14 protein-coding genes are annotated in these 15,872 nt (G+C 60.7%); 1 reads left to right on the top strand and 13 read right to left on the bottom strand.

Translation table 11 applies throughout. The annotated features are described in order from the left end of the window. Positions 1-32 precede the first annotated feature (32 nt). The 13 genes from hisG to FYJ40_RS00075 form a co-directional block, all read right to left on the bottom strand. Positions 33-1,748 carry an ATP phosphoribosyltransferase gene (hisG, locus tag FYJ40_RS00135; RefSeq protein ID WP_154515107.1) on the bottom strand — a complete coding sequence of 572 codons (1,716 nt, stop codon included), beginning with the start codon at positions 1,746-1,748 and terminating at the stop codon, positions 33-35. A 262-nt stretch (positions 1,749-2,010) separates the two neighbouring features. Beyond that, entirely contained in the window at positions 2,011-3,072 is a 1,062-nt protein-coding gene (locus FYJ40_RS00130; RefSeq protein WP_154515109.1) for an SIS domain-containing protein, read from the bottom strand. 267 nt (positions 3,073-3,339) lie between these two features. Next, the gene (locus FYJ40_RS00125; RefSeq protein ID WP_154515111.1) at positions 3,340-4,185 is read right to left on the bottom strand and encodes a sugar phosphate isomerase/epimerase; all 846 of its coding nucleotides are present in this window, start codon (positions 4,183-4,185) and stop codon (positions 3,340-3,342) included. A gap of 111 nt (positions 4,186-4,296) precedes the next feature. Beyond that, the gene (locus FYJ40_RS00120; RefSeq protein ID WP_370450550.1) at positions 4,297-5,121 is read right to left on the bottom strand and encodes a PTS system mannose/fructose/sorbose family transporter subunit IID; all 825 of its coding nucleotides are present in this window, start codon (positions 5,119-5,121) and stop codon (positions 4,297-4,299) included. Then, a complete protein-coding gene (locus FYJ40_RS00115; RefSeq protein WP_154515115.1) occupies positions 5,111-5,884 on the bottom strand; it encodes a PTS sugar transporter subunit IIC in 774 nt (257 codons plus the stop codon). The genes FYJ40_RS00120 and FYJ40_RS00115 overlap by 11 nt, the downstream gene beginning before the upstream one ends. A 293-nt stretch (positions 5,885-6,177) precedes the next feature. Further along, complete coding sequence (locus FYJ40_RS00110; protein ID WP_154515117.1) at positions 6,178-6,660, bottom strand: PTS sugar transporter subunit IIB; 483 nt, start codon at positions 6,658-6,660, stop codon at positions 6,178-6,180. Positions 6,661-6,717: 57 nt separating this feature from the next. After that, positions 6,718-7,137 (bottom strand): PTS sugar transporter subunit IIA, encoded by a 420-nt coding sequence (locus tag FYJ40_RS00105; protein WP_154515120.1) that lies wholly within the window; start codon positions 7,135-7,137, stop codon positions 6,718-6,720. Positions 7,138-7,158: 21 nt separating this feature from the next. Further along, positions 7,159-8,220, bottom strand: coding sequence for an SIS domain-containing protein (locus tag FYJ40_RS00100; protein ID WP_154515109.1), 1,062 nt, complete (start codon positions 8,218-8,220; stop codon positions 7,159-7,161). Between the two features lie 276 nt (positions 8,221-8,496). After that, complete coding sequence (locus FYJ40_RS00095) at positions 8,497-9,210, bottom strand: GntR family transcriptional regulator (RefSeq protein ID WP_154515122.1); 714 nt, start codon at positions 9,208-9,210, stop codon at positions 8,497-8,499. Further along, on the bottom strand, positions 9,195-9,962 hold the full coding sequence (locus FYJ40_RS00090; protein ID WP_154515124.1) for a GntR family transcriptional regulator: 768 nt from the start codon (positions 9,960-9,962) through the stop codon (positions 9,195-9,197). Before FYJ40_RS00090 ends, FYJ40_RS00095 begins: the two co-directional genes overlap by 16 nt. Positions 9,963-9,997: 35 nt before the next feature. Next, on the bottom strand, positions 9,998-10,489 hold the full coding sequence (locus tag FYJ40_RS00085) for a hypothetical protein (protein ID WP_154515126.1): 492 nt from the start codon (positions 10,487-10,489) through the stop codon (positions 9,998-10,000). 407 nt (positions 10,490-10,896) lie between these two features. Beyond that, positions 10,897-13,425, bottom strand: coding sequence for a phosphoketolase (locus FYJ40_RS00080; RefSeq protein ID WP_154515128.1), 2,529 nt, complete (start codon positions 13,423-13,425; stop codon positions 10,897-10,899). Positions 13,426-13,629: 204 nt separating this feature from the next. Next, positions 13,630-14,658 (bottom strand): LacI family DNA-binding transcriptional regulator, encoded by a 1,029-nt coding sequence (locus FYJ40_RS00075; protein ID WP_118388843.1) that lies wholly within the window; start codon positions 14,656-14,658, stop codon positions 13,630-13,632. Positions 14,659-14,841: 183 nt separating this feature from the next. Here FYJ40_RS00075 and murB point away from each other — a divergent pair, with 183 nt between their 5' ends. Then, positions 14,842-15,804 (top strand): UDP-N-acetylmuramate dehydrogenase, encoded by a 963-nt coding sequence (gene murB, locus FYJ40_RS00070; protein ID WP_154515130.1) that lies wholly within the window; start codon positions 14,842-14,844, stop codon positions 15,802-15,804. Positions 15,805-15,872 lie beyond the last annotated feature (68 nt).

Genomic DNA, 15,872 nt, shown 5'->3' with positions numbered 1-15,872 from the left:
CCCAGACGTTGGGGCGCCCGTGCGTGCTCGCGCTATTGTGCCGAGCCCGCAACGGGCTCAAAATGCTTGTCCTTAACGGCCGCCGCCAAGCGATCTGCCAGATTGCGTACGCGCGGATCCAAGCGAGCGGCACCCGGGTTGACAAAAAAGCGCGCCGTGCAGTCCATAATGCGGCCGGTGATGACCAAATCGTTGTCGCGCAGCGTGGCACCCGTGGCGGTAATATCCACGATACGGTCGGTCATGCCGACAATGGGGCCCAGCTCGATGTTGCCGTGCAGCGAAACGATATCGGCGTTCACACCGCGCTCGGCATACCAGGCACTCGCGATGCGCGGATATTTGGTAGCCACGCGAAGCGAACCGCGGCGGGCATAGTTGCGCTCGGCCTGGCCGGCGCGCCACGCGGGCTCCGCCTCGATAAAGGTGCACAGGCCATAGCCCAAATCGACCAGCTGCAGCAGGTTGAGGTCTGCCTCGATGAGCGAATCCCAGCCGCAGATGCCGCAATCGGCGCCGCCGCAGCCCACAAAGGCAGGCGCATCGCTGGGACGCACGATAACAAACTCGATATCGCTGACCGTGCCCTCGCCGGCACGCGTGTCGCGGCCTCGCACGATCAGGTGACGGCCGGGGTCACGCAACTCAGAGACGTCCAGGCCCGCGGCCTCGAGCACGTCGAGCGTGTCTGCCTTAAGCGAGCCCTTGGGCACGGCAATGCGCAGCGGACCCTCGGCGCCGCGACCCACGGCATGGTCACCATCGGAAGCAGCGTCCTCGGCCGAGGTATGCGCGGCCTCCAGACGCTCGAGCGAAAAGGCGAAGCCCGCCGCCGGCACCTCGATGCCGTCGCCAAATGCGCCGGTAAAGATGGAGTCGTAGCGTCCGCCCGAACCCACCGGATCGGGCAAGCCACCGGCATAGGCCTTAAAGACCAGGCCCGTGTAGTAATCGAAAGAGTTCATGATGGAGAAATCGAACGACAGCACCTGGGCGTCCTCGGGTGCCAGGCCCTCGAGCAGGGCACGCAGCTCGCGCGTCGGCGGCGCGACGATACCGGCGGCCTCCAGCAGCGCGTCCACGCGGTCGAGCACCTCGGCACCACCGTGCAGGCGCGGCAGCTCGCTAATGGCGGCCTTGACGGCATCAGACTCGGTGCTGGCAGCCACGCGGGCATCGAGGCCCACAAAGTCGTTGGCATGCACGCAGCGCAGGGCCTCGGCTGCCAGCTCGCGATCCTCGCACGCCGCGAGCAGCTCCTTAAAAGGACGCACGCTACCTGCGATAATACGAGCATCGGGAAGCGCCAGCCTACGCACGGCCTCGGCCACCAGCGAAACAATCTCTACATCGCCCGCGGTATCGCCCGCACCGATAAGCTCAAAGCCCAGCTGCGTAAACTGACGCGAGCCACCGGCATTGCGCTGGCACTCGCGAACCACCGGCGCCTCGTAGCGAAGGCGCAGGGGCAGATCGGCCGCACGCATGCGGGTCGAAACCAGGCGCACGATCGGCAGCGTGTTGTCGGGACGGACCACTAGCAGGCGGCCGTCGTCATCAAAGAGCTTAAACGGCGTGTCCGCAATGCGGCCGCCCTCCTCGAGCGAACCCTTGTCCTCGAGCAGCGGCGTCTCGACCGGAAGGTAATGATGCTCCCTAAAGCAGCCCTTCACCGTATACGCGATCTCCTCGCGTGCCTGAGCCTCCTCGGGCAATATGTCCAGGAATCCCCACGGTGTGGCCGTCATCTGGTGAGCCTCCTCATGCTGTGTTTCATATAGAACGAAAGACCGGCATAGCTCCGCCGGTCTTCTGGGTACTTTAGCATACTAGAGTGCTTGCGGGGAGAACCGTCGCCCTCGGCTCACAGCGTATTCATTTGGAAACATAGGGCAAGCGATTAGCAGCAGTCTCTTGTTACAACGCAAAAAGGGCGCCCGTGCAATCGCGGACGCCCTTGTGCAGGGTTGAGATATCAACCAGCCAAGATATCGGACCCGTGACCAGCTCTTAGTAGTCGAACTGGTGGTAGTAGCGGCGGTACTTGAGGTTGTGCTTGGTGACCAGCTCGTAGTTGCGCGAGAGGCGGTCGGTGGTCAGCACGGACAGGATCCACGGCGACACGATGACGCGGAAGTCGTCGTCCAGGCCCGGGATCGCGTACTCGGCGGTGTCGATGATGACGTAGTCCTCGTCGCCGGTCACGCCGCTGGTGAGGAAGGCGCGGACGCGCTCGTCGAGGGCGCGGCACTCGTCCTCGCCCATGAACAGGAACACCGGGACGCCGGGCTCGAGCAGCTCGAGCGTGCCGTGGAAGAAGTCGTGCGAGGTGATGTGGCGGATGCGCTTCCACTGCATCTCCTCGAGCAGGCACATGGAGTACAGGATGGTCTCGCCCCAGAGGGCCCCCGAGCCGATGAACATGGTGTAGTCGGCCAGCGCGTACTTCCTGGCGATCTCCTCGGCGCGCGGCTCGAAGCGCTTGCGGATGTCGAGCAAGTCCTTCCAGACGTCCTTCGTCTGCTCGATGAACAGGTCGAACTTGGGGAAGCAGCCGCGGCGGTTGAGCAGGCGCAGGCCGAAGCAGTCGGCGAGGTAGTAGCCCTTCTCGCAGCCGCCGGCGCCGTGGTCGGAGGCCATCATGACGCAGTTCTCGGCGCCCACGGCCTGCCCGATCTTGCCCTCGGGGTTGGTCATGGCGAAGACGCGCACGCCCATCTCCTTCATCTTGCCGATGGCCTCGAGCACCTCGGGGGTGGTGCCGGACTCGGAGGCGGTCAGCACGACGGATTTGTCGGTCATGCGCTTGTGGCCCATGACGTTCCACTCGGCGGCGTGGATCAGGTAGACCTCGAGGTCGCGGTCGCCGAACTTGTTCATGAGGTACTCGAGCTGCATGAACTCGTCCCAGGTGCCGCCGACGCCCATCAGGAAGACGGCGTCGTAGCCCTCCTCGTGCACGCGGTCGGCCAGGGCGGTCATCCGCTTGCCGGCCTCGTAGACGTTCCTGCCGTCCTCGAGGTAGCCCTCCTGGTCGAAGTGCATGATCTCGATCTTCTCGGTCTCCTTCATGTGTGTCCTCCCATCACATGTGCGCAATTCTATACATCGCGCTTCTTGCTGATACCAATTATAGCCATACGATTGCTTGTTATTTAATACCAATCTAAACTCACGGAGATTTGCGGCGAACGGTCGGTTTCCTCGTCCGAGTGGTATTACAACGCCAATAGTTGTCTATTTCGAGCGCTACTGCCAACGGGCTCCCCACAACTCGCCAGCTATAAAAGCGTTGCGCCAGACCCGCCCAAGCGTTTCCGGCGCAACCGCGCAGTTTAGTTATTCGGCCTCCATCTCCGCTGTCACACGGCGATACATCTCGATAACCTGAGTCGTCGCCTTGGACGGATCCTGATAGTAGCGGCCATCACACGTCTCGGCCGAGACATAGCCCGTATAGCCGTGGCGCATGAGTGCCTCGAGGTCGGCACGCATATCACGCTCGCCGTCGCCCCAGGCAAGATGCGTCGTGCCGCCGCCCACATCTACAAAGTGGGTGTGAACGATCTTGTTGCCCAAAACCTCAAAGTAGCCGTCGATCGTGTCGCCGGCAACTTCCATGGCGCCAAAGTCGATACAAGCCTTCAGGTTGGGGCGATCGACCGCCTCGAGGAGGCGCGCCACATCCTGTGCAGTGTTGACCAGCACGGACTCCGACGGCTGCAGCGCCTCGAGCGCGACGCGAATACCGCGCGTGTCGGCGTAGTCGCACACCGAGCGCAGCATGGCAACGCTACGGGCCCAGGCGTCCTCAGCCGGCTCGTCCAGATAGGCCCAACCACTCGTCACCAGAATCTGCGGCGCGCCCAATTCAACGGCTACGTCGATCACATTCTTAAAGTACGAGAGGATGCGTTTTTGGCCCGCCTCGCCGCGCACCGCGACGTTCCACGGCTTGGGGTTGTTCTGCTCGGGGCACACGCACACGATCTTGATGCCGTACTGGGCGGCAAGATCGCGAATCTTATCCACCGATTCGTGCTCATGGCAATCCACATACAGGTGCATCGAGCCGGTCCACAGCTCGATATTGCGATAGCCGGCCTCACCTGCAGCCTTAAAAAACGTCTCGATGCTGTAGTAACGATGGTTGATGTTCATGAGCGAAAGCTCGGGTACGACCATAGCCCTCCCCTTTCGTACGGAGTTTTAAAAAACAGGGGGCCGCCGCAGATGCGACAAGCCCCCAAAGATCGACGCAACCGTTAGACGCGATGGAAGCGCGATTCGAACATATTAGGCAAGCACGCCAAAGTAAGCACCGATGATGCCCACGACCATGGTGCAGAGGATCAAGACCATCGGGTTGATCTTCTTGGAGAGCAGCCAGTAGTAGAGCCAGAAGGCGGCCATGCCGAGCATACCGGGCATGATGCCGTCCAGGATGTCCTGGAGAGTCTGGGCGGAGTCGCCCTGACCGATAGCGACGGGCAGCGAAGCCCAGAACATGTCCTTGCTCATGGCGCCAACGACCATGACGCCGACGATGCCGACGCAGGCCATGATCTTTTGCATCAGGCCGGTCTTCTGAGCCTCGTCGAGGAAGCCAATGCCCAGCTCATAACCCTTGATAGCGCCAAAGATACGAATCAGGAACGCCGGGATGTTGTAGATGAGCAGGAAAGCGATGGGGCCAAAGACGTTTCCGGCCTGGCACAGGCTGATGCCCACGGCAGCGGCGACGACGCGCAGGGTGGACAGGAAGAAGGAGTCACCCAGGCCGGAAAGCGGGCCCATAAGGGCGGCCTTGATGTCGTTGACGCTCTCGGGCTCAACCTCGCCACGAGCGACTTTCTCCTCCATGGCCATCGCGATGCCGCCCACGAAGGGAGCGAGCTGCGGGGTGATGTTGAAGAACGCGCTGTGACGGTGCAGGGCCTCGGCGTAATCGTCGGGACGGCCGGCATAGATCTTCTTGAGCATGTTGGCGACCATCAGGCAGAAGGCAATGTTCATCTGCTTGTAGTAGGTCCAGGAGAATTCCATGCCCAGGGCGCCGGTGTTCACGGCGCTCTTAATGAGGTCGGAGCGAGTAATCTGGTTCTCGGAATTAGAAGTCATCGTCCTCATCCCCTTCCACAGAAAGCTGGGGCTGGGCGCCACCAAGGCCCAGCAGGTCGTACTTGTCGATGCCGATGATGATTGCGATCAGAGCGACGCCGAGGACGGGCACGTTGGCATAGGAGCACAGCAGGAAGCCCAGGAAGTAGAACGGCACGAGCTGCTTGGTAAGCACCAGACGGCCGAGCATGGCGAAGCCCATGGCAGGCAGGATGTTGGCTGCGACGCCAAAGCCATCGAGGACGAACGTCGGGATGAAGTCGAGCAGGCCCTGAACAGCGTCGGCACCCAGATAGAAGGAGACGGAGCACAGGACAAAGGCCAGAACGACAATCACGAGACCGATAATCCAGTGCATAGCGTAGATACCCTTGAGGTTACCCTTGCTGGCAAAGACGTCGGCACGGTCGACCAGAAGGGGCATACCGGCATTGACGACGTTCTTGATAGCCAGGGTCAGAGTGGCGATGGGCATCGCGAGCGCGATAGCGGCCTCGGTGCTCTGACCCAGCTGAATAGCGAAGGCGCAGGCAAGCACGCCGCCAATCGTCTCATCGGGCGGCACATAAGCGCCGATGGCGATAGAACCCATGAAGAGCAGCTCGAGGCTCGCACCGATGGCGAGGCCGGACTGTAGGTCCCCGAGGACTATGCCGACGAGCGGGCACAGAACGATCGGGCGGAACGCATAGAGCGTACCGAGCTGATAATCGAGCTTACCGAAGGCAGCGATAAGTCCGATGAGGATCGCTTGAACAAGCATTGTTCCTCCCTTTGATCCCTCTTGGATCCGCGTGGCGATTCCCGACTTGTCAGCGCGCCCTTTTCCATGCCGACAATCGCCCAGACAGATCCAGCTTGTACCGGTGTGCTGTTAACACCTAAACCGGTGCAAATGATTTGATACCAATTATATAGTCATGCGATAACTATTTAATACCAATCGCTCAACGGGCAGGTACTCCCGGTGAACGGTAGATGGGGCAACGGGTAAAGCGTTTATCCGGTACGCCCACGAGCAGGGCGGCGCCGTACGCGCCGCCCCGTGGTTCCCAATTAGAGGGCGCTTAGAGCATCGACCTTGGGGTCGTCGGCCAGAGCGCGAATCTCGACCTCGATTCCGCGGCCGACGAGCTCGCGAATGTCCTCTTCCTCGACAGCGGTCACAAAGATCTGACGGGAGATCTTACGGGCATCGGGACGCTGCTCATCCTTGGACTTGGTGTTGCCCAGGTTGATGGAGGTAATCTGCGGGCAGCCTTCGGCAAGCTGCTTGGCCTCAGCGATGCTGGCGACGCAGATGATCATCTTGTACTTATCGGTGACACCGGAGTTAATAGCCTCGATGGCGTGCTCCATGTCCTTGATGACGAGCTTGGCGTTGGCCGGCTTTCCCATCTTGAGCGTGGTCTTCCAGACGGGATCGTTGGCAACCTTGTCGCCAACGCAGAAGATGCAGTCGGAGCCCAGGCCCTGGACCCAAGAGACGGCCACCTGGCCATGAAGCAGACGATGGTCGACGCGAACCAATTGAATCATGATTGACCCCCAAAGGTCTCATGCCGGAAACCCGGCCCCATTATTAGCAGGCGGTGACTAGAACTCTTCCTCGTCATCCGCATCGGTCAGCAGGTCGTTGACAAACTTGACGCGCGTGTCGTCAGCCGCGAGGATCTCGCGGATAACCTGGTCGGCGGGAGCCTCCTGGTCCGAGAAGAGCAACTGAATCAGCAGCGGCAGATTCATGTTGGCAATCAGGTAGGTGTTGGGGCGCGTCTGGACGATCTTGGTGAACTCGTTGTTGACGCTGCCGCCAAACAGGTCGGTGCACACGATCACATCGTCGGCGGGATCGATAGTCGCCAGGAGCTTGGCGGCCTCCTCGGCGACGTCGGTGCGGCCGTCGACAAACATCGACAGATCGTGGACGTTATCGCGCGCGCCCGAGAGTAGCTCGGTGCTCTCCTTGATGCCGGTCGCAAAATGCGCGTGGCTGGCAAAGATGTATTGCCTCATTGCGGTTTCCCCCAAATAGAATTAGTAGTCGAACTGGTGGTAGTAGCGGCGGTACTTGAGGTTGTGCTTGGTGACCAGCTCGTAGTTGCGCGAGAGGCGGTCGGTGGTCAGCACGGACAGGATCCACGGCGACACGATGACGCGGAAGTCGTCGTCCAGGCCCGGGATCGCGTACTCGGCGGTGTCGATGATGACGTAGTCCTCGTCGCCGGTCACGCCGCTGGTGAGGAAGGCGCGGACGCGCTCGTCGAGGGCGCGGCACTCGTCCTCGCCCATGAACAGGAACACCGGGACGCCGGGCTCGAGCAGCTCGAGCGTGCCGTGGAAGAAGTCGTGCGAGGTGATGTGGCGGATGCGCTTCCACTGCATCTCCTCGAGCAGGCACATGGAGTACAGGATGGTCTCGCCCCAGAGGGCCCCCGAGCCGATGAACATGGTGTAGTCGGCCAGCGCGTACTTCCTGGCGATCTCCTCGGCGCGCGGCTCGAAGCGCTTGCGGATGTCGAGCAAGTCCTTCCAGACGTCCTTCGTCTGCTCGATGAACAGGTCGAACTTGGGGAAGCAGCCGCGGCGGTTGAGCAGGCGCAGGCCGAAGCAGTCGGCGAGGTAGTAGCCCTTCTCGCAGCCGCCGGCGCCGTGGTCGGAGGCCATCATGACGCAGTTCTCGGCGCCCACGGCCTGCCCGATCTTGCCCTCGGGGTTGGTCATGGCGAAGACGCGCACGCCCATCTCCTTCATCTTGCCGATGGCCTCGAGCACCTCGGGGGTGGTGCCGGACTCGGAGGCGGTCAGCACGACGGATTTGTCGGTCATGCGCTTGTGGCCCATGACGTTCCACTCGGCGGCGTGGATCAGGTAGACCTCGAGGTCGCGGTCGCCGAACTTGTTCATGAGGTACTCGAGCTGCATGAACTCGTCCCAGGTGCCGCCGACGCCCATCAGGAAGACGGCGTCGTAGCCCTCCTCGTGCACGCGGTCGGCCAGGGCGGTCATCCGCTTGCCGGCCTCGTAGACGTTCCTGCCGTCCTCGAGGTAGCCCTCCTGGTCGAAGTGCATGATCTCGATCTTCTCGGTCTCCTTCATTCCCGTTCCTTTCACGAGCAGTTCGAATTGTCGCACGGACTGGCCGGGCTTGCCGCCCCGTCGCGCCGCTTAACCTTGTGGACATCTTGGCCCCAAGCTCAACAATTCAAAGGTTCTTAATACCAGTGAACGATTACAGGTTAGCCGTTTTTAATACCGATTTTTTGATTTCGTCCTCCCGTCTCGGTAGACGGTCAGTTTTTGCCGCTCATCGGTCATGCGACACATGTCCGTAAAAAAATGAGCACCCCGCCGTGTACGAGGATGCTCTAAACGCTAATAGTTGTAGGTATATCCGCCGGCATCGCCGCGGTTAAAAGACTTGGCATGCTCAATCGGCTGCCCACTCGAGTCATAGGTCAGGCATTCCAGTACGAGCGCCAGATCGCCCGGCTCAAGATTGAGCAAACTCGCATCGCGTGCGCCCAGCGCTTCAATATCGAGTTTCTCAATCGACTTGTCCGGCTTGCGCCCCAACATGTCATAGGTCTCGAACAGGCTGAAGACCGAAATGTCCACGTCTTCGATGCCCGGAAACAGCAGACACGGAATCAGCGTCATCTCGATCGATACGGGCTCACCATCAATGCAGTTGAGACGGCGCACCGAGTAAAGCAGATCGTCCTCGGCGATGTCAAACAGGTCGGCGTAATACGGGCCGGCGTAGCGTTTGGAGCGCGCCAGGATGCGCACCGACGGCGTCGCACCCGACGCCAGAACCGACTGGCGGAAGCCGCCCTTGCGTTCGTGCTCGTCAAACCACTTGTGTCCCACAAAGGCGCCCTTGCCCTGTACCCGACGAATCTGGCCACTTTTGACCAGCTCGTCCATGGCGCTTCGGATTGTCAGGCGCGTCGTGCCAAACTCCTCGGCCAGCTCGTTTTCGGACGGAATCATCGAGCCTGTCGGGTAGTCGCCGCGCTCAATTCGCTCCGCAATGCAGCGGCGAATTTGCTTGTAAACCGGCAAGTCTTCTACTGCATCAGCCATTCGACACCCACCTTCGTCGCAACGCCGTCCGCCTCGCCGTTATCGGCAAAACGATACTTGGTCGGCAGAATCACGGATTTGCAATACTCGACAAAGCCATCGTTCTCGTCACGCTCGTGCGAAGCTTTGTAAAACACCGGCGTGCCCTCCTGGGCACCCAGCAACTTGGCCTCGTCGGCGTTCAGACGGCTGATGGAAATATACTCCTTGCCGTGCGCCACATGGACATTCCCCTCTTTGAGCAAAACGTCGTAGAGGCTTTCCTGCTCAAAATCGTGATCGGGAAGCGAGGGGCACAAAGACAGGTTGACGTGAGCCGTCTCAATCGACGCCGGGGAACCATTAACCACGCGCACACGTCGAATGCAGAAGAGCGGCGTGCCCAGGTCGATCTGGGCTTTTTGGGCCAAATCGATATCGGCGTACACGACCTTGGACCAAACCAGGCGCGCGGTCGACTTTGAGCCAACCCTCTCCACCGCCTGCGTATAGTTCCATGTTTCCTGAAAGATGTTCAGCGGTTTGGGAGGACACACATAGGTGCCCGAACCGCGGCGGCTTTCCAAAGTTCCGCACGAAATCAGACGCGTGATCGCAGCGCGCAACGCCGTGCGTGACACGCCCAGCTCTTCACAGAGCACACGCTCGGCGGGCAGCCGGTCACCACCCTGCAGGTCATAATGTTTGATATACCAAAGAATGCCCTCAAAGGCGCGATCTTTGGGCGGAATCGCATATGGTTCACTCGACATGGGCAAGGCTCCTCAACCGCTTGATGCTGCGGGCATCATTGCTCCGGACGCCCCATGGCGTCGAAGGCTTCTTTGATCTGCTCCGCAACGTTCCGATACGACCGATATAGGCCGGAGTCTCGCTTGACTTCGCCCGCGGTCACCGGAATCTCAAGCTTCGAAATCTCATCCTCGCCGGTTTGCACGGCAACGATGACACCCATACCAAGGCACATATTACGCTTGGCAGCGTTGTTTTTGGTAGCCTGAGCTGGATTAATCAAAATCTGCTGAGCTAGTTCGCGATTGCTAAGCTCCGGCACATCCTCGGGATTTCCGGTCTCGACAATCTCGCACTGCAGCACGTCCGCATAGTCAAAAATCTTCGGCTCGCCGCCGCGCTGATGCACGGCCCACTTGCGACGCGTGGCATCCTGGTAGATAGCCGGCAAAAACGTAAACCGCGGCGGGTCCAAAATCGTATCCGTGATGGTAAACACATCGGGATCAAAGGCATCCTGCGGGTTTTTCTTCTTGAACAGCCCCATATCAGCCTCCCGTACTAGTATTAAACAACTCAAGTTGAATATAGCACCAATTTCAAGCCGCCGCTTTACCGCATCGGTGCGTGGTGTCTATGGCTCGCCCAGCGGAAAAGTTCACGGACGAGGGCGGGGTGCTTGGTTTTGGAAGTGGGCTCCGCGAACTTCTCAAAACAAAGCATGCCTCCCCGGCCCCGGCAATGTAATTTTGGCTAACCATAGTTAGATGCACGGCTTCTAAGGCAGCGTAAGCAAGGTCCCCATTACATAAAAAAGAATCAGCCCCCGCAGATCGAAACGGTCGAGAGGGCCGCCTCCGGGCGGGTGCCTTCCTCTGAGAAGTTCGCGAAGCCCACTTCCCGGAGCAAGGCAACCCGCCCGGAGCAGGCCCCAGCGCGAGACCGTCCCGGATGCTATTCGTTGTCGCCAGCAGTTAGCTGCGTTGCGGAGAGTACGCCGTCGGCAGCGGTTGCGGCTGCGGCGTCGGGCCAGACCCAGTCGGTAAAGGCCGGGTGATCGAAGCCCTCGTCGCACGCGAACTCAAAGGCCTCGGTGCGGAAGGCCTCCCACTCATCAATCTGCTCGGCAAACTTATCGGCGTCAACCATGCGCAGCACGTCGGCGGCCAGGGCCCAGCGGTCCATGTTGTTCAGGCGCAGCATGTCAAACGGCGTGGTCGTGGAGCCCTTCTCCTCGTAGCCGTGGACGCGGAAGGCATCGTGGCCGGGGCGGTTCCAGATCAGGCGGCGAATCGTGCCGGCATAAGCGTGGAATGCGAAGAGCACGGGCTTCTCGCCGCGGCCAAACAGCTCAGCCCAGCGCTCATCGCTGATGGCTTGGTCGTTCTCGCAGACGTTCTGGATCTTGAGCAGATCGACCACGTTGACAAACCAGACCTTGATGCCCAGCCCGCGCAGCATATCGGTTGCGGCCAGTGCCTCGAGCGTCGGCACGTCACCGCAAGTAGCGACCACGACGTCGGCCTCGGCGAGCGAGTCGGCAGTCGATGCCCACTCCCAGGTCGCTACGCCCTCGGCGAGCTCAGACTTGGCCTCATCGACCGTCTGGAAGGTGGGGGCGGGCTGCTTGCCACAGAAGATGGCATTGACGCAGTCGGTGGACTGGTAGACGCGCTCGGCCACAGCAAGGGCCATATTGGCATCGGCCGGATAATAAGCATTCACGACATGCGTGTCGTTGGCCTTGTTGAGCAGCAGGTCGATAAAGCCGGGGTCCTGGTGCGAAAAGCCGTTGTGGTCCTGGCGCCAGACATGGCTCGACAGCAAAATGTTGAGGCCGCTGATAGGAGCGCGCCACGGAATCTCGCGCTTGGTTGCTTCGAGCCATTTGCAGTGCTGGTTGACCATGGAATCGACCACGTGGACAAAGCTCTCGTAGGAGCTCCACACACCGGAGCGGCCGGTGAGCACGTAGGCCTCGAGGAAGCCCTCGCACTGGTGCTCGGACAGCTGCTCGACAACCTTACCGGAACCGGCCAGCAGCTCGTCGTTGGCGTCGTCCTCGTAGAAACCGGCATCCCACTGCTTCTTGGTCACCTTATAGGCAGCCTGCAGGCGGTTGGACGCGGTCTCGTCGGGACCGAAGATGCGGAAATCATCCATGTTCTTGGCCAGAACATCGGCAGTGTACTCACCAAAGACGCGGGCGGCCTCGGTGGAGCCCCAGCCGTGGCCCTTACTTGCAACGGGGATCTCGTGAGCGTGAATATCGGGAAGCTCGAGCTCGCGGCGTACCTTGCCGCCGTTCGCGTTGGGATTGGCGCCGATACGCAGCTCGCCGGTCGGCATAAAGGCCGTCACCTCGGGGCGCACCTGGCCCTCGGGCGTAAAGAGCTCCTCGGGCTTGTAGGAGCGCAGCCACTCGCGCAGCACGCGGAAGTGCTCGTGGGTGTCCTTGGCACTCGCCAGCGGCACCTGATGGGCGCGCCAGGAGTCCTCGGTCTTCTTGCCATCAATCTGCTTGGGGCAGGTCCAACCCTTGGGCGTACGGAACACGATCATGGGATAGGCCGGACGGACCACGGTCTCGCCCGCAGTGGCCTGAGCCATAGCGGTGGCCTTGATATCGCAGATCTCATCGAAGACCTGCTCGAACAGGGCGGCGAAACGCGCATGAATGCTCGCATGGCTCTCGTCGTCAAAGCCGGCGACAAAGAAATGCGGCTTATAGCCCATGCCCTCAAAGAACTTGGTGAGCTCCTCGTCGGACACGCGGGCAAGAATGGTGGGGTTGGCGATCTTGTAGCCGTTGAGGTGCAGGATCGGCAGGACGATACCATCGGTTGCCGGGTTCACGAGCTTGTTAGACTGCCAAGAGGTCGCGAGCGGACCGATCTCGGACTCGCCGTCGCCCACCACAGCCACGGCCAGCAGGCTCGGGTTATCCATGACGGCACCGTAGGCGTGGCTGAGCGTGTAGCCGAGCTCGCCGCCCTCGTGGATGGAGCCAGGCGTCTCAGGCGCAAAATGGCTCGGAATACCGCCGGGGTAGGAAAACTGGCGGAAGAACTTCTGCAGGCCGGCCTCGTCATTGGTAATGTCGGGGCGAATCTCGCGATAGGTACCATCGAGCAACGACTGGGCGGTGCCAGCGGGGCCACCGTGGCCCGGGCCCATCAAGAAGATCGCGTTCTGGTTGTGATCGGCGATGAGGCGGTTGACATGACCGAACAGGAAGTTGATGCCGGGCGTGGTGCCCCAGTGACCGACCAGGCGGTGCTTAACGTCCGGGCGACCAAAGTCACGCACCTCGCCGGTTTTCTCATCGACAAAGTCGGGGCGCATGAGCGGGTTAGAGCGAAGGTAGATCTGACCGACGGACAGATAATTCGATGCACGCCAATACAGGTCGACGCCCTCGAGCTCGGAAGCCGGCACCTCGTGGCCCAGCTTTTTCCACGGCGTCCCCAGTGTTTTAGCCATTGTTTATGTCCCTCCGCTGTGCGGTCGCCCTCCAATACGGCAACCATTCGTTGGGACTAGTATATTTGCTAAAACGTTTTATCATGGTGAAAAAACGTTTTATCACCCTTATCAATCACATCGATCAACAAAACGCGACATTCACCTGCGGCATTGTCTGCCACAGGTGCTCCACATTCGGTCTCTGCAAATTGATAAACGTGTTTAGTTATGTTTAGTAAGCTCGAGCACGCTGCCCTTAACGATAAGCGCCGGCTCCAGGACGACCTCTTCGGCACGCCTACCGCCCCTACCGGCAAGACGCTTGGACATGCAGCCAAAAGCATGTTCCGCGAGGACACCAGGATCCTGCTCAATGGCGGTCAGCGCCGGCTCAAAGAGAACGTCGGCCGCCGAGTTATCATAGCTCACCACCGAAATATCGCCCGGGATGCTCTTCCCCATCTCGTGCAAACGCTTGAGCAAACCGAGGGCAATGTTGTCCGAGCTTGCGAATACGGCAGTGGCGTCGGTTGCGAGCACCGCCTCCGAGGCCTCGTAGGCGCTCGGAATGTAGTACTCGCTCTCAAACTCCAAACGCGCGTCGATAGGCAGGCCAACCTCGCGCAGCGCGCGCTCATAGCCGGCAAGTCGCTTGCGACCCGTATTGGAACGACGCGCATTAACCAAGCAGGCAATGCGACGGTGGCCCTGCTCGATCAGATAGCGGGTAGCCATATAGCCACCCATCTCGTGGTCGAACATCACCTTGTCGCACTCGAGCCCCTCAATGGCGCGGTCGACCATCACGGCAGGGATGGGTAGATGGCTGACCTCTTCGCGCAGGGCACGGTCGTCCGAGAACTCGTCGCCTACCACCAGGAAGACACCATCGACGCCGCGCGTCACCAGCTGGCGCAGCAGTTCCAGGTCGTCGTCGGCGCTTCCGCCCGAGCTGGTAATAAAGAGCGCATAGCCGTCCTCGCGGCAGCGCTTTTCCAAGCTACCGGCAAGTGAGGCAAAAAATCGGCTCTCGATGTTGGGGACGATAAGACCCAGGGTGCGTGACTCGCGCATGACCAGGCTGCGCGCAATCTGGTTGGGAACATAGTGGTTGCGCGCCGCGACCTCCTTGATGAGCTTGCGGTTTTCTTCCGAGATGCGACAAGGCCGATTGTTGAGAACAAGCGAGACCGACGAGGGGGAAAGCCCCACCTCCTGGGCGATCTGCTTGAGGGTGACTTTGTTGGCCATCTCGCTCCTTCCGGGTTTACGCGCAATCTCTTGAAAGTATAGCGACTGCCCCTCTACCTTGATGATAAACACTTTACCAATCCGGTAGACGGCTGTTTTATCGCCGCCAGCGCACCAAATACGTCCAGGTGGGGTATATTGCAATCGATTGATGACAACGACCACCAAAAGGCGGATATTCGGATGCACGAGAACGACTTTTTTAACGAGGACCTGCTGTGCGCGCTCGCTGGCGTTGCCGGCGAGGACAACGTGTTGATGAGCGAGCCCATGCGCGAGCACACCACGTTTAAGATTGGCGGCCCGGCCGACGTCTTTGTCACGCCCGACACCGAGCAGGGCCTCGTCGCCACGCTCGATACCTGCTATCGCTGCGATCTGCCACTCACCATCGTGGGCAACGGCTCCGACCTACTCGTCGGCGACAAGGGCATACGCGGCGTCGTCGTAGCGCTAGGCGAGGGCCTCTCCGCCATTACCGTCGACGGCACGCACGTTACGGCAGCAGCCGGTGCGCTGCTTTCGGATGTTGCGGCCGCGGCAGCCGAGGCCGGTCTCACCGGCATGGAGCCCATCTCGGGCATCCCCGGATCGGTCGGCGGCGCCTGCTACATGAACGCCGGCGCCTACGGTGCCTGCATGGCCGACGTGCTGGAGTCTGTACGCGTCTACAAGCCCGCCCGCATGCTCGACGACGGCACCCGCGGTAGCGGCAGCATCATCGAGTTCGATGTCGACGAGCTCAATCTGGGCTATCGCAAGAGCCGCATCGCCGACGACGGCTTCATCGTGCTTTCGGCCACCTTCAATCTCGCCCCGGGCAACGCCGCGATGATCAAGGCCGACATGGACGACTACCGCCAACGCCGCGAGGACAAGCAGCCGCTCGACATGCCGAGTGCCGGCTCCACTTTCAAGCGCCCCGAGGGCCACTTTGCCGGCAAGCTCATCATGGATGCCGGCCTGCGCGGCCATGCCGTCGGCGGCGCCCAGGTGAGCGAAAAACACTGCGGCTTCATCGTCAACGCCGACCACGCCACCGCCGCCGACGTCGACGAACTCATCCGCCACATCCAAGCAACCGTCAAAGACCAATTCGGCGTAGACCTAGAACCCGAAGTCCACCGAGTAGGCGAATTTTTATAAAAAGAAGGCCCCAAAAGGGGCCTTCACTTTCTTTAATTCAGACAACCAGTCCGGTGTGTCGCGCCTTG

The organism is Collinsella sp. WCA1-178-WT-3 (M1) (assembly GCF_009696325.1).
Taxonomy (GTDB): Bacteria; Actinomycetota; Coriobacteriia; order Coriobacteriales; family Coriobacteriaceae; genus Collinsella.
The sequence above is the reverse complement of the archived record's forward strand: the minus strand, read 5'-3'. Positions and strand labels throughout refer to the sequence as shown.